Origin of the sequence: Streptomyces sp. NBC_01190, assembly GCF_045039895.1 — a bacterium.
In the GTDB taxonomy this organism is placed as follows: domain Bacteria; phylum Actinomycetota; class Actinomycetes; order Streptomycetales; family Streptomycetaceae; genus Actinacidiphila.
Genome location: NZ_CP108580.1, coordinates 189,216 through 203,345, shown reverse-complemented (window position 1 = coordinate 203,345; position 14,130 = coordinate 189,216). Strand labels below are relative to the sequence as shown.

The window sequence follows — 14,130 nt, the reverse complement described above, 5'->3', positions numbered from 1 at the left end:
GCCGCGGCGCGGTCGAGGGCGGGAGTGGCGCCGGGGGCGGGGGAGCCGCCGGCTCGGCCGGCTCGGTCCCCGCTCTTTCAGTAGCGCAGCACGGCGGCGATCCGGCCGACGTCGGCCAGCGCGTCGTCCGGCACGAACCGTACCCGTGCGCCGGTGTCCAGGGCCTGCTCGGTGATCTCGTCCACCACGTCGTCCCGGGCGCCCCGCTCATGGGGCTCGGCCGGCACCAGGTGGTCGCCGTTGTCGCGAACCGTCGTACGGTAGCCGTCCTCGATCGCGACCAGGCCGGCCCGGCCCTCGGACACCGACTGCCAGACCTCGTCGAGGCCGCCCGCGAACGTCTTGCGGCCCCTGGCCCGGTCGAGATCCTCCAGCACCGCCGCCACGGCCTCCTCGTCCCTGGCCCGGTCGGCCTCCTGGACCGCCTGCCCCAGGGCCTCACCCGGGCCCTCGGCCAGTCCGCCGCGCACCACCTGGGCCACCGCCTCCCGCACCACGGATCCGGCCTCCTCCAGCGCGGTCAGCACCGCCGCGTCACCGACGACGTACAGCGGACGCGGGGCGGCGGCCTGTACGGCGACCACCGCCTCGGTGACCTCGCGCAGGAAACGGCGGGTGCCCTCGTCATGGAAGGTGCTCGGCGGGTCGCCGCCGCGTTCCCCGCGCTCGGGGTCGAAGTCGACCGGTGCGCGGCGCACCGGGAACGCGCTCGACACGCTGTCCGACACCGCCTCCGGCGTATGGTGCCGGCCGCCGCTCCACAAGGTGGCCGCCCGGGAGTCCAGGGCGAGCACCCAGTACGGCTGGTTGGCGGTCTGCGCGGCCACCAGGTTGCGGGTCAGGAAGGTCTGCGCGAGCAGCACCCGGGCCGGTACCGGGCGGCCGAGCGACCACACATGGTGCTCGCCGGGAGCGGCGAAGATCGCCAGCCCGTCGTCGGCGTGCACCAGATCGACCTCGGCCAGGGCCTGGTCGAGCTGCCCGATGACGTCGATCCGGTCGCCCCTGGAGACCTCCGGATCGCTGTGCACGGCCTCCTTCGCCTCCTCCAGCAGATTGCGCAGCCGCACCGGGTCCTGCGCGCTCTCCGGCTCCCGCCGGTGGGTGGGGAGCAGCACCGACACGGCGGGGTACTTACGGGGCCGGCGCAGCTCGGCGAGCACAGCAGGCGTGAGCGGCTGGTGCGTGGACGGCATGGCAGACCTTTCCGGCGACGCCCCCGAGAAAAGCAGTCCCTTCCTGGATAGCTCAATGTCCGGCCCCCCGCAGCCGCTAGCCTGCGGGGCTTGCCCGGGTGTGCGCCGCGGGGTCCGTCTCCGGGTGCCCCGACCCGGCACCGATAGGTAGGGCGTGCGGTTTTCCGGGCCTGGCGGCCCGGGGGCTTGGGGTGTGGGGGGGGTGGGGGTTGGGTGGCCGGTGTTCTGCGGGGCTTGCCCGGGTGTGGGCCGTGGGGTCCGTCTCCGGGTGCCTCGACCCGGCACCCGGAGGCACGGCGCCTGGTTCTCCGGGCCTGGCGGCCCGGGGGGTTTGGGTGGGGGGAGGGGGCGGGTGACAGGGGGAGGGGGGTGTGGGAAGCTGCCGGTCGCTGAGGAAGGGCGGGGTGGTGGGGCGGGAGTCGGGTGGGCGTGGGGGTGCGCCGGCGGCGTTGGCCGTGGTTGTGGTGGCCGGCGTGTCGGTCGGGGCGGTGCTGCTGCGGCCCGGCGGCGGTCTTGGGAAGGGCCGGGGGCCGCTCGGCGGCAATGCCGTGGTCGTGGTGCTGCTGGCTCTCGCCTGGGCGGCCGCCGTACTGGTGCTCGCCAGCCGTTACCGCCGCGAGGTCGGCCCCAATCATGCCCTCGGCCCCACCGAGCAGCGGCTGGCGGACGCCGTGCGGATCGCCCTGGTGGCGCTGGCCCTCGGCGTGCCCCTGCTGATGCTGGCCCTGCACCGGTCCGCCCCCGCGAACGGCGGCCCGGACAGCGGCGACGCGCAGCCGACCGCCACGGAGACGGTCCAGGCCACCGCGCCCACCCTCCCCGTACGGACACCGCACCGCCCCACCACCGGCCACACGATGGACCTCAGCCTGCTGCTGCACATCCTGGCCGGCCTCTGCATCGCCCTCGTCGCCGCCGTGGTCGTGATCGCCGCGGTCCTCCTGTGGCGCGCGCTCTACCAGCCGCCCGAGCCGCCGCCCACAGGCGCGACCGCGGGCGTGCCCGACGAGCGGCAGCGCCTCGTCGCGGCCGTGGACTCCGGACGGCGCGCCCTGCTCGACGGGGACGACGCGCGGGCCGCCGTGATCGCCTGTTACGCCGCCATGGAGGAATCCCTGGCCGCCTCCGGGGTGTCCCGGCACGCTTCGGACAGTCCGCAGGACCTGTTGCGACGGGCCGAGGGCAGCGGCCTGCTGACCGGCAGCGGCGCGGCGACCCTCACCGCGCTCTTCCGCGAGGCCCGCTACTCCACCCACCCGATGGACGCCGGCCACCGCGAACGGGCCGCCGCCGCGCTCAGCGACATCGCCGCCATACTCGACGCCCACCGGGCCGCCGAGCCGGACACCACCGGCGCCACCGCCGGCACCTCCACCGGCGCCACCGCGAAGGCCGCCCCATGAAGCCCCCCAAAGCCGCTCCCGGCTCCATCCGGCACTCCATCCTCCTGCTGCTCACCGTCGGCGCCGCCGCGATCGCCCTGCTCGCGCTGACCGACGGGCTGCCGGCCGCCGCCGTCGGGACGGCCGTCCTCACCTCCGCGGGGCTGCTCGTGGCCCGCTTCACCATCGGCGGCGGCGCCCAGGACAGCGGCTACCGCCGATCCGTACGGCTGCTCGGCAGCAGCACCCCGGGGATCGGGCAGTGGGAATGGATCCTCGTCAAAAGGCTCGGCCCCGACGGCGAGGCGCACTTCGCCGCGACCCTGCTCCCGAAGGTGCGGCGGCTGTTCGCCGCCCGGCTCGCCGAACGGCACGGCGTCGAGATGGACCGCGCCCCCCAGCGCGCCCGCGCCCTCGTCGGCCCGGAGCTGTGGCCGTGGCTCGACCCCGCCGCCCCGTCACCCGCCGGGCCGCTGACCGAACCCGTCCTGCGCGCGCTGATCGACCGGCTCGAAGCACTCGACACCCCTGACGCCATCGACCCGGACGCGCGCCCCACGCACCCCGCGCCGCGGGAGCAGCCCGTCCCGTATCCCGACAAGGCCACCGGCGACCGGGGCCAGGCACAGTGAGGATCCGCCAGTGAGCAGCCCCCAGTACCCCGGCGAACGCGACGGCCTGACCCCGCGGCAGGCGGGTGAGCGGGCCGGCCGGGTGCTCGCCGAGATCAGCAACGCCGTGGTCGGCAAACAGGAACCCCTGGAGCTGGTGATGCTCGGCATCCTGGCCGGCGGCCACGTACTCATCGAGGACCTGCCGGGGCTGGGCAAGACCCTGCTGGCCCGCTCCTTCGCCACCACCCTCGGCCTCGACTTCCGCCGCATCCAGTTCACCCCCGACCTGCTGCCCTCCGACGTCACCGGCGCGCCCTTCTACGACCAGCGCACCGCCGAGATGGTCTTCCGCCCCGGCCCCGTCTTCACCCACCTGCTGCTCGCCGACGAGATCAACCGGACCCCGCCCAAGACCCAGGCGGCGCTGCTGGAGGCGATGGCCGAGTCGCAGGTGTCCGTCGACGGCAGCACCCGCCCGCTGCCCGACCCGTTCGTGGTCATAGCGACGGCCAACCCGATTGAGTACGAGGGCACCTACACCCTGCCCGAGGCCCAGCTCGACCGCTTCCTGCTCAGGGTACGGATGGGCTATCTGACCCCCGCCCAGGAGACCGGCATGCTCCGCGCCCGCGTCGACCGCGCCGCGCCCGAGGCCGTGCTGGCCACCCTGAGCGGCCCCGCCGAGGTGCTGGCGATGCGGGACGCCGTCGAGCGGGTCGAGGTCGAGGACGACCTGCTCGACTACGTCGTCGCGCTCGTCGGCGCCACCCGCGCGCACCCGCACATCCAGGTCGGCGCGTCGCCCCGCGGCGGCCTCGCCCTGGTCCAGCTCGCCCGCGCCCGCGCGGTCATGGAACTGCGCGACTACACCACCCCCGAGGATGTCAAGTCGGTCGCGGTGCCCGCGCTCGCGCACCGCGTCACCCTCAAACCCGAGCTGTGGGTGCGGCAGATCGAGGCGGACGACGTGATCCGGGAGGTGGTGGGCTCGGTGCCTGCGCCGCAGACCCTGCCGCGCGCCTCGGTGGCCTCATGAGCCGGACCCGACCGCTCGACGCCGTCGAACGGGCCCTGGGCGGCCCGCAGTCCGAGGCGACCGGCATGGCCGAACCGCCGCTGCCGCCCCCGGCCGGCTGGCGGGCCGGTGAACGGGCGCTGCGCTACGGCACGGTGGCCGCGGTGGCCGTCGCCGCCGCGCTCGTCACCGGCCGCCCCTGGCTGCTCGCCCTGGCCGCCGGGCCGCTGACCCTGCTCGCCCTCGCCCTGCCGCAGCAGCCCCGCGCGGCGCGGCTGGCCGCCGAGGTCGACATCGACGCACGACGCTGTTTCGAGGGGGAACAGGTCGTGGCCCGGATCACGGTCACGCACGACGGCGGCGACGGCCGGCTCGACCCCGGCGTCGCGCTGGGCCCCGGTGTGCGCCTGGACCACCTCGCCGTGGGCCGCTCGGTCGTCGAACTGCGGCTCACGGTCCGCCGCTGGGGGCGGTGGCACCTCGGCACCGTCGACATCGACCTGTACGACCTCGGCGGCACGGGCCGCCGGACGATCCGCGCGGACCTCGGCGAGATCGCCGTCTTCCCCGTACCGTCCGCGGCCGGCCTCACCCCGATCCAGGTCCGGCTGCCGCAGCGCCTCGGCGAGCACACCTCCGCCCAGCGGGGCGAGGGCGTGGAGGTCACCGGCGTGCAGCCGTATGTGCGCGGGGAACGGCAACGGCGCGTCAACTGGCCGGCCACCACCCGGCGCGGCTCCCTCCAGCTGAACCGGTTCGCCGCGGAACGCGCCGCCGACACGGTGGTCCTGCTCGACGTACTCGCCGACGTACGCGACCCCGACACCGGCGTCTCCTCCCTCGACGAGACCTTCCGCGCCGCCGCCGGACTGGTCCGCGCCTACCTGCGCACCCACGACCGGGTCGGCGTCGTCTCGGTGGGCGGCGCCACCCGCTGGCTCCAGGCCGGCAGCGGACAGGGCTACTTCTACCGCATCGTGGAGAGCGTCCTCGAAGTCCGCAAGGACCTCGCCCACCGCAGCCCCGGCATCAAGCGGCTGCCGCCGCCGGCGCTGCCGGAAGGCGCGCTGGTGTACGTCTTCACGCCCCTCACCGACCAGCGGATCCTCGAGGTGCTGCACCAGATCCGCGCCCGCGCCAATCCGCTGGTCGTGGTCGAGATCGCCACCGGCTCCCCGCGGATCGACGCCGGCGACCCCCGCGCCGAACTCGCCCTGCGGCTCTGGCGCGCCGACCGCGACGCGATGCGCTTCGCCCTCACCAAGCAGGGCATCGCGGTCATCACCCACCGGCCGGGCGGAACCCTCGACCTGCCGCTCGCACCGCTGCTGCGCGCCCGGATCCGCGGCGGCAGCCGATGAACGCCGCCCTGGACCGGCTGGCCCCCCGCTTCCTCGGGACCGCGCTGGCCGTCGCCGCCTGCGACCCGCCCGCCGCCCTGCACGCCTCCGGTCCCGCGCCGGTGCTCATGGTGATGGTGGCCGCTGCCGCCTGGTGGGCGGCCCCGATGACGGACGACCGGCCGCTCACCAGCAACCTGCGCTGGAACCGCGTCGCGCTGCGCCGCCGCTCCACACTGCTGGCGGCCGGCGCCGTGGTCCTGGCCGCGCTCACCGACCCGCCGACCTGGCTGGCCGCCTGCGTCACCGCGCTGCTGCTCGCCTATCTGCTGGTCACCGACGCGTGGACGGCAGGCGTCACGGCGGCGCTGGGCCGGCCGCCGCTCGGGCCGCCGCTGAGCGCCGCCGCGGCCTGCGCGGTCGTCTTCCTCGTCGCCCAGGCCCCGCTCGCCGGCACCTCCTGGTCCCGGCTGCCGGCCGCCCTGGCCCTCGGCGCCACCGCCGTCTGCCTCGGCCTGGCCCTGCGACGGCGGTCGAGAGCGCGCTGACCGGGCCCGGCCGGCCCGCCGCTTCCGGTCGGCCCCGGTCGGCTCGGGCCCGGCCCCCTCGGGACCGCCGGGACCGCGTCCTACGGCGAAGAGCGGCGCGGCCGGGTCAGCGCTCGGTCGCGGACCTCGCCATCAGCTCGGCGATCTCCGCCCGCTCGGGCGCCCGCAACGCGGTGAACAGCGCGAACGCCTGCGCCCACGCCTCCTGGGCGGCCGCCGGATCGCCCAGCGCCGTATGGACGTCGCCCAGCACCCGCAGGGCTCGGCCGTGCCACAGCGGGGCGTGCTGGGTGGACCAGAGCCGTACCGAGGTGGTCGCCGAGGACAGGGCCTCGGCCAGATGGCCCTCGCGCCGCTGGTGCTCGGCGAGCGTCTGGAGCACCAGCGCCTGACCGAACGGCTCACCGGTGGTCCGGTAGATGCGCAGCGCCCGGTGCAGCGGCTCCCGCACCGAGTCCGGCAGGCCCCGCCGGAGCCGGGCGTCGGCCAGCAGTTGGAGAGCGTGCGCCTGGGCGCTCGGATCGCCCAGCTCCACCGAGATCGCCAGCGCCCGCCGGAAGTGCCCCTCCGCCGTCGCCGGATCGCCCCGGGTGGCGGCGAGCAAGCCGAGTCCCCGCTCGGTCTGCGCCTCGCCCCGCCGGTACCCGGACGCGGTGGCCAACGCGAAGGCGGCCCGGAACGCGGCCTCGGCCGCCGGGAGTTCACCCCGCTCCAGGTGCGCCACCCCGGAGCAGTGCCGGGCGTACGCCTCGGTCCGCGGATGGCCGCCGTCGGCCGCGACCCGGGCCGCGGCGGCGAACGCGTCGAGCGCCTCCTCGTACCGTCCGCAGATCCGGTACTGGTGGCCGAGCCCGCTGTCGCACAGCGCCACACCGTGGTTCTCGCCCAACTCGGCGAAGACGGCCCGCGCCTGGGCGAAACACTCCACGGCCCGCGCCGACCGGTCCTGGAGCGTGTGGAGTTCGCCCAGCCCGCGCAGCACCACCGCCGTGCCCAGCGCGTCGTCGGCGGCCCGTACCGCGGCCAGCGTACGGCGATGGGTCTCGGTCCACTCCGTGCAGTGCGCCCGCACCTCGTAGTACGACGTCAGCGAACCGGTCAGCTCCCAGGCGGCCGCGGCCCTGCCGGTCGCCGCCGCCTGCCCGATCAGCGCCTCCAGCACCCCGTGTTCGGTGTCGAACCACGCCAACGGGTCCCTGAGCACCACCTGTTCGGTGGCGGGCGCCAGCGTGTACCGGGGGGTCGGGCCGGTCGGCCGGCTGAACGACCCGTGCGGCAGCGCCATATCGGCCCGTTCGGCGAGCCGCAGCCACGCGCCCAGCGCCCGGTCGAGGACGGCCTCGCGTTCGGCCCGGTCGAGTTCCCGCTCGGCCTGCTCCTGCGCGAACAGCCGCACCAGGTCGTGCAGCCGGTAGCGGGCCGAGCCGTCGGCGCCGGGTCCGACCACCTCCACCATGCGGGCGGCGACCAGTTGGTCCAGTACGTCCTCGGCCTCCGCGATGTCGCAGTCGAGCAGCACCGCCGCTCCCCACTCGGCGATGTCCGGCGCCGCGGGCAGCCCGGCCCGCATCAGCAGCAGCCGCGCCCGGCACGGGAGCACCTGGTAGCTGAGATTGAGGCTGGCCCGCACCTCCAGATCGCGGTGGCGCAGCTCGTCGAGCCGCCGCCTTTCGTCGCCCAGCCGGCCGACCAGCCGGGCGACGGTCCAGTGCGGGTTGGCGGCCACCCGGGCGGCGGCTATCCGCAGCGCCAGGGGCAGCCGCCCGCAGAGCCGGACCAGCTCCTCGGCCATCGCCGGCTCCCTGGCCAGCCGGTCCGCGCCGATCACCGTGTCCAGCAGGAGATGCGCCTCCGCCGGGCGCATCATGCCGAGCTCCAGGCGGGTCGCGGCGGGCAGCCCCGGCAGGGTGCCGCGTGCGGTGATGAGCACGGCGGACCGGCCGTCGGCCGGGATGAGGGACGCGACCTGTTCCTCGGCCGCCACGTCGTCGAAGACCAGCAGCAGCCGCTTGCCGGCCGTCAACGTCCGGTACAGGGCGGCGCGTTCGGCCGGTTCGGGAATGGCGGCGCCGCCCACCCCGAGCGCTCGCAGCAGCCGCGCGCAGATGTCGGTGGCGGTGGCCTCGCGGGCGCTCTCCACATAGAGCTGGCCGTCGGGATAGGCGCGCCGGCCGAGGTGCGCGGCCTGGAGGGCCAGGCTGGTCTTGCCGACGCCGCCGGGACCGGTGACGATCGCCACCCGGGCCCGGCTGCCCTCGTCGTCCGCGCAGTGCAACCAGTCCAGCAGCTCTTGGAGTTCGCTGGCGCGGCCGGTGAAGTCGCCGATCGCGGCGGGAAGTTGATGCGGCTTGGGGGCAGGGGGCTCGGCCGGCGCGGCGGGCGCCGACGCGGGCCGGGCCGCTTCCGGTTCCGGCGCCTCGGCGCCCGGCTCCGCGCCCGCGCCGAGGTACAGCGCCGGATCGAGGTCCGGCTCGGCCCGCAGGATGGCCTGGTGCAGCCGCGCCGTCCGCGGCCCGGGCTCCACCGCCAACTCCTCCGACAGACGCCGGCGCAGCGTGCGGTAGACGGCGAGCGCGTCGGCCTGCCGGCCGCTGCGGTACAGGGCGAGCATGAGCTGTTCGGCGAAACGTTCCCGCAGCGGATGGGCGGCGACCCGGCCGGCGAGTTCCGGCGCCCACTCCCGGTGCCGGCCGAGCCGCAGGTCGATGTCGGCGTGCTCCTCGACCAGGGCCAGCCGCAGTTCGGAGAGCCGGTCCCGCTCGGCATCGAAGAAGGGACTGTCGAGACCGGTCAGCGCGGTGCCCGTCCATAAACCCGCGGCCTGCCTTAACTCCGAGGCGGCGAACTCCAGTTCACCGGCCTTCCGGTGGGCGCGGGCCCGGTCGGCATGCTGCTCGAAGGCGGCCAGATCGAGGCAGTGCGGCCCCGCCGGGACGCAGTAGCCGTACCCCGCCCAGGGGAGCGCCTCGGCGCCGCCGAGCCGGCGGCGGAGCCGGCCGATGTACTTGCTCACCACATTGGGGCCGTCGGAGGGCGGAGCGTCGCCCCACACCGCGGTGAGGATGTCCCGGGCCGGTACGACCTGACCGGCCCGCAGCAGCAGGGTGGCCAGCACGGCGCGCTGTTTCTGCGGCCCGAGATCGACCTCGCGCCCCTCGCGCCACGCGGTGACCGGGCCCAGCAGGCGGTAGCTGACCGGCGCCGCCGGAACTACCGCGCCGGGCTTCCCGGTTCCCGTCGACCGTTCCCCCATCGGACCGCTCTCTCCTGTCTCGCCAGATCTCTCCTGACCGCTTTTCCCGACCTCTCGCGGACCTCCCGCAAACCTCCCGCAAACCTCCCGCAAACCTCCCGCGGACCTCGCGCGGACCTCGCGCCGCCGAGCATAGGTCAGCGGTCGGCGGAAGACCCGCATCCGCACCAATCCTCCGCAAGCCTCAGCCACCGGCCCGTCACCAGGTCATGGCACCGGGATGGCACCGCCGCGGCACCCGGCGGGGGGACGATCATCGTAGGGGCGGATGCGGAGACCGTAAACGGGGGACCGTCACGGGGGCGGTCCGCGTCGCGTCGCCGGCAGGGCGAGGTGACACGGCCCGGTCGGCCGCATCCGCCTCCCCAATCGTTGTTTCTTCGGGTTCCTTCCCCGTCCTTCGGGTTCCTGCGCCGTCCTTCGGCCTTCGCGGCGTCCGCTCGGCGCACCGGCCCCGCCCCGCCGCCCGTCCCGCTCCGTCACCTCCGTCCCGCCCCACGCCCGGTCGCTGTATCGGTTCAGTGGCGGCTGCGCCCACGGCTCAAGATCCCCCTTCCACAGCGCACGCAGGCTGCTTTACCGTTTAACCACCACCGCGCCCCGAGTTCCGGGCCGCGGCAAGGGACAGCAGCCGAGGAGCGGAAATGAAGGACGTCACGCCGGTCACCGACGGCTGGAGGCTCCGGCTTCCGGAGCGCCTTTCCGGGACCGGCGAGGTGCCCGCCGTCGTGCCCGGTTGTGTGCACACCGACCTGATGGCGGCCGGCCTGCTCGCCGACCCGTTCCTCGACCGCAACGAGACCGAGGCCGCTTGGGTCGGCCGCGCCGACTGGACGTACGAGACCCTGCTCCCGCCCCGCGACACCCGCCATGAGCGCACCCACCTGGTCTTCGACGGGCTCGACACGGTCGCCGAGATACGGCTCGGCGACACCCGGCTCGGTGCCACCCGCAATATGCACCGCGGTTACCGATTCGACGTCACCGGGCGGTACGGCAGCGCGGAAACGCCGCTCACCGTCGCCTTCACCTCCGCCTACACCGAGGCGGAACGGGTCCGCGCGCTCGTCGGCGACCGGCCCAACGCGTATCCCGAGCCCTTCCAGTACATCCGCAAGATGGCCTGTTCCTTCGGCTGGGACTGGGGGCCGACCCTGGTCACCGCCGGCATCTGGAAGCCGGTCAGGATCGAGCACTGGTCCACCGCCCGGCTGGCCCGGGTCACCCCGCTGGTCACCGTGGCCGACGGCATCGGCCGCGTCGAGGTCCGCCTGGCGATCGAGCGGACCACCGCCGGCGCCGACCGCCCGCTGACCGTGCGGCTGCGGGTGGGGGAGACCCGCGTGGAGGCCGAGGTGCCGGCCGGCGCCGACCGGGCCGTCGTGACCGCCGAGGTCCCCGACCCCGCCCTGTGGTGGCCCCGCGGCTACGGCGAACAGCCGCTGTACGACTGCGAGATCATCCTGCTCGACGCCTCCGGCGAACTCGACCGCGATCACCACCGCGTCGGTTTCCGCGATGTCGTCCTCGACACGTCCCCGGACGAGCAGGGCAGCGCCTTCACCCTCGTTGTCAACGGCACCCCCGTCTTCGCCCGCGGCGTCAACTGGATCCCCGACGACGTGCTGCCCACCCGCGTCGACGCCGCCCGCTACCGCCGCCGCCTCACCCAGGCCGCCGCGGCCGGCGTCGACCTGATCAGGGTCTGGGGTGGCGGCCTCTACGAGAGCGACGCCTTCTACGCCGTCTGCGACGAACTCGGGCTGCTGGTCTGGCAGGACTTCCCGTTCGCCTGCGCCGCCTACCCGGAGGAGCAGCCGCTGCGCGGCGAGATCGAGGCCGAGGCACGGGAGAACGTGGCCCGGCTCACCCCGCACCCCAGCCTCGTCCTCTGGAACGGCAACAACGAGAACCTCTGGGGCTTCCGCGACTGGGAGTGGGAGCAGGACCTGGCCGGTGACTCCTGGGGCGAGGGCTACTACCTCGGCCTGCTGCCCAGGGTGGTCGCCGAGACCGACCCGACGCGGCCCTACTGGGCCGGCAGCCCCTGGTCCGGGTCCTGGGACCACCACCCCAACGACCCCGGCCACGGCACCGCCCACTCCTGGGACGTCTGGAACCGCACCGACTACACCGACTACCTGGACAGCGTGCCCCGCTTCGTCGCCGAGTTCGGCTGGCAGGCACCACCGGCATACGCGACGGCCCGCCGCGCGCTGAGTGACGAGCCGCTCGCCCCCGACTCGCCAGGCATGCTCCACCACCAGAAGGCCGGGGACGGCAACGGCAAGCTCGCCCGTGGCCTGGCCCGCCACTTCCCGGTCCCGGCGGACTTCGACACCTGGCACTACCTCACCCAGGTCAACCAGGCCCGCGCCATCGCCACCGGCATCGAGCACTGGCGCTCGCACTGGCCGGCCTGCGCCGGCACCGTCGTCTGGCAGCTCAACGACTGCTGGCCGGTGACCTCCTGGGCCGCGATCGACGGCGACGGGCGGGAGAAGCCGCTCTACCACGAGCTGAAGCGGCTCTACGCCGACCGGCTCGTGACGGTGCGGCGGCACGCCGTTGATGGCGAAGGACCCGACAGAACGGATGGAATAGACGGAGGGGAGGGGTCGGGGGGATCGGACGGGCTCGCCGTGGCGCTGATCAACCAGACCGCGCGGGACTGGCCGGGCACAGCCGTCCTGCGCAGAGTCGCGGTGGACGGGGCGGTGCTCGCCGAGGCGCGGCTGCCGTTCACCGCGGCCGCCCGCGCCGTCGCCACCGTCCCCGTACCGCGGGAGCTGTGCCCGCCGCCCAGCAGCGACAAGGAACTGCTGACCGTCGAGGCGGACGGGCTGCGCGCGCTGTGGTTCGCGGCCCGCGACAAGGACTTCGCCTATCCGGCGCCGCGCTGGGACGTCGCGGTGGCCGCCGCCCACACCACCGCCTCCGCCACCGCGGCCGCCGACGACGGGGACACCGATGGCGCCGCGGTCACCGTCACCGTCACCGCCCGCACCCTGCTGCGGGACCTGCTGCTCCAAGCCGACCGGCTCGCTCCGACCGCCACCGCGGACCGGGGCCTGACCACGCTGCTGCCGGGGGAGAGCGTGACGATCACGGTACGCGGCTGGGAGCGGCCGACCGCGGCGGCCGCGGTGGCGGCCCTCTTCTGCGTCAACTCGGCGGTCCGGCCGGCCCAACCTGATCCCGGCCGCTGACCGGGGTGGGGTAGGTTGGTGGCTCGCGCCGAACCGGGCGCGGAGACGAGCTGAGGAGGTGGGACCGATTACCGCCAGTTCAGGACGGGTGTTCCCGCCGTACGGCCGCGCGGCCTGACGATCAGCCGCCACGCGGTACCGGGAGACGCCCGCAGGCTTCCCGAAAGGCTCCGATGCAGGACCTCCCCGTGACAGCGACCGCCTCTACGGCCAACGCTCCGGCGCCCGCGGCGTCGGCCCCCGTGCCCCCGCCGCCCCTGTCGCCCGCGCCAGTTGCGCCGCCCACGTCCCTTGTACCACTTGCACCTCCTACTTTGGCTTCCGTGGTCGGCCGGCTGCGGGCGGCCGGCTGCGTCTTCGCCGAGGACGAGGCGCGGCTGCTGCTCGCCGAGGCCGCCGATCCCGACCGGCTGCGGGACATGGTGGAACGGCGGGCCGGCGGCCTGCCGCTCGAACACGTCCTCGGCTGGGCCGAGTTCGGCTCGCTGCGGATCGCGGTCGACCCCGGGGTCTTCGTCCCCCGCCGCCGCAGCGAGTTCCTGCTCGGCGTGGCCGTCGCCCTCGCCGAGCCCGGCGCGCTGGTGGTCGACCTGTGCTGCGGCTCCGGCGCGCTCGGTGTCGCGCTGGCCGCGGCCGTGGACGGCGTGGAGTTGCACGCCGCCGACCTCGACCCGGCCGCGGTGGTCTGCGCCCGCCGCAATGTGCTGCCGATCGGCGGCCAGGTCCACCACGGTGACCTCTTCACCCCCCTGCCCGACCGGCTGCGCGGCCGGGTGGCCGTACTCGCCGCCAACGTCCCCTACGTGCCGAGCGATTCGGTCGCCCTGCTGCCGCCGGAGGCACGCGACCACGAGGCGCGCATGGCCCTCGACGGGGGTCCCGACGGCCTTGACGTGCTGCGCCGGGTCGCCGCCGAGGCCCGCGACTGGCTCACCCCCGGCGGCGCCCTGGTCTTCGAGACCGGCGAAGCCCAGGCCGCGCGAGCCGTCGAGATCGTCCGCGCGGGCGGTCTCGAACCGCGGCTCGCCACCGACGAGGAGCTGTACGCGACCGTGGTGGTCGGCACCCGGCCGCTCAACTGACCCCGCGGACCCGGCTCCACCCCTGCGACCAGGGACATCTTCCCTTGTCGCCAAGGCGATCCGATTGACGCGCAGTGGAAGGGGCGCCTACCCTCTGGGTGTAGTGATGATGTGGGGAAGCTGGTGGGAATCCAGCACGGTCGCGCCACTGTGAGCCCGCCGCCGACAGACGGCAGGGGAGTCAGACACCCACCCATCACGACGCCCATGAACAGGGACGCACGATCCCCCAAGGAGGGCCCACCGTGAGCAGCGTTTCCTCTCCCCGTCCGGCCGCGACACCGGTTGTCCTGCCGGTCTCCAAAGCCGTGGTCTGGCTCGTCGGCACCGCGCTCGTAGCGCTCGCCGCCTACTACTTCATCGGCGTGGACCAAGGCGCCGTCTCCGTGTTCGGCAACGACACGCACATCCACGAGTTCGTGCACGACGCCCGCCACTTCCTCGGCTTCCCCTGCCACTGACGCGCGGCGCCAACCGGACACGGAAAGAAC

Annotated in this window: 10 protein-coding genes and 1 riboswitch; of the genes, 8 read left to right on the top strand and 2 right to left on the bottom strand. The window is 75.0% G+C overall.

What is annotated here, in order from left to right; translation table 11 throughout:
- Nucleotides 1–77: 77 nt before the first annotated feature.
- A complete protein-coding gene (locus OG519_RS00900; RefSeq protein ID WP_405577421.1) occupies nucleotides 78–1,196 on the bottom strand; it encodes a chemotaxis protein in 1,119 nt (372 codons plus the stop codon).
- Nucleotides 1,197–1,651: 455 nt separating this feature from the next.
- Between OG519_RS00900 and OG519_RS00895 the strand changes: the two genes are divergently transcribed.
- The 5 genes from OG519_RS00895 to OG519_RS00875 are packed head-to-tail and all read left to right on the top strand — an operon-like array spanning nucleotide 1,652 to nucleotide 6,095.
- On the top strand, nucleotides 1,652–2,599 hold the full coding sequence (locus tag OG519_RS00895) for a DUF4129 domain-containing protein (RefSeq protein WP_405592380.1): 948 nt from the start codon (nucleotides 1,652–1,654) through the stop codon (nucleotides 2,597–2,599).
- Nucleotides 2,596–3,210 (top strand): hypothetical protein, encoded by a 615-nt coding sequence (locus tag OG519_RS00890; RefSeq protein WP_405577419.1) that lies wholly within the window; start codon nucleotides 2,596–2,598, stop codon nucleotides 3,208–3,210. Before OG519_RS00895 ends, OG519_RS00890 begins: the two co-directional genes overlap by 4 nt.
- Nucleotides 3,211–3,220: 10 nt before the next feature.
- Nucleotides 3,221–4,228: an AAA family ATPase gene (locus OG519_RS00885; RefSeq protein ID WP_405577417.1), complete on the top strand. Its 1,008-nt coding sequence runs from the start codon at nucleotides 3,221–3,223 to the stop codon at nucleotides 4,226–4,228.
- Nucleotides 4,225–5,568, top strand: a complete 1,344-nt coding sequence (locus OG519_RS00880) for a DUF58 domain-containing protein (RefSeq protein WP_405577415.1) — start codon at nucleotides 4,225–4,227, stop codon at nucleotides 5,566–5,568. Before OG519_RS00885 ends, OG519_RS00880 begins: the two co-directional genes overlap by 4 nt.
- Entirely contained in the window at nucleotides 5,565–6,095 is a 531-nt protein-coding gene (locus tag OG519_RS00875) for a hypothetical protein (protein WP_405577413.1), read from the top strand. The genes OG519_RS00880 and OG519_RS00875 overlap by 4 nt, the downstream gene beginning before the upstream one ends.
- A gap of 106 nt (nucleotides 6,096–6,201) precedes the next feature.
- On the opposite strand, the gene OG519_RS00870 is transcribed toward OG519_RS00875, so the two are convergent.
- Complete coding sequence (locus OG519_RS00870; RefSeq protein WP_405577411.1) at nucleotides 6,202–9,348, bottom strand: AfsR/SARP family transcriptional regulator; 3,147 nt, start codon at nucleotides 9,346–9,348, stop codon at nucleotides 6,202–6,204.
- Nucleotides 9,349–9,992: 644 nt separating this feature from the next.
- Between OG519_RS00870 and OG519_RS00865 the strand changes: the two genes are divergently transcribed.
- From OG519_RS00865 to OG519_RS00855, 3 genes are all read left to right on the top strand, one after another.
- Nucleotides 9,993–12,557: a glycoside hydrolase family 2 protein gene (locus OG519_RS00865; RefSeq protein WP_405577409.1), complete on the top strand. Its 2,565-nt coding sequence runs from the start codon at nucleotides 9,993–9,995 to the stop codon at nucleotides 12,555–12,557.
- A gap of 323 nt (nucleotides 12,558–12,880) precedes the next feature.
- Nucleotides 12,881–13,639, top strand: coding sequence for a putative protein N(5)-glutamine methyltransferase (locus tag OG519_RS00860; protein ID WP_405577407.1), 759 nt, complete (start codon nucleotides 12,881–12,883; stop codon nucleotides 13,637–13,639).
- 79 nt (nucleotides 13,640–13,718) lie between these two features.
- Nucleotides 13,719–13,851: riboswitch (cobalamin riboswitch) on the top strand.
- A 33-nt stretch (nucleotides 13,852–13,884) separates the two neighbouring features.
- Nucleotides 13,885–14,100: a CbtB-domain containing protein gene (locus tag OG519_RS00855; RefSeq protein WP_405577405.1), complete on the top strand. Its 216-nt coding sequence runs from the start codon at nucleotides 13,885–13,887 to the stop codon at nucleotides 14,098–14,100.
- Nucleotides 14,101–14,130 lie beyond the last annotated feature (30 nt).

Coding starts and splice junctions, on each gene's coding strand:
- OG519_RS00865 (WP_405577409.1), top strand. CDS start 9,993: ATGAAGGACGTCACGCCGGTCACCGACGGCTGGAGGCTCCGGCTTCCG.
- OG519_RS00880 (WP_405577415.1), top strand. CDS start 4,225: ATGAGCCGGACCCGACCGCTCGACGCCGTCGAACGGGCCCTGGGCGGC.
- OG519_RS00870 (WP_405577411.1), bottom strand. CDS start 9,348: ATGGGGGAACGGTCGACGGGAACCGGGAAGCCCGGCGCGGTAGTTCCG.
- OG519_RS00900 (WP_405577421.1), bottom strand. CDS start 1,196: ATGCCGTCCACGCACCAGCCGCTCACGCCTGCTGTGCTCGCCGAGCTG.
- OG519_RS00890 (WP_405577419.1), top strand. CDS start 2,596: ATGAAGCCCCCCAAAGCCGCTCCCGGCTCCATCCGGCACTCCATCCTC.
- OG519_RS00875 (WP_405577413.1), top strand. CDS start 5,565: ATGAACGCCGCCCTGGACCGGCTGGCCCCCCGCTTCCTCGGGACCGCG.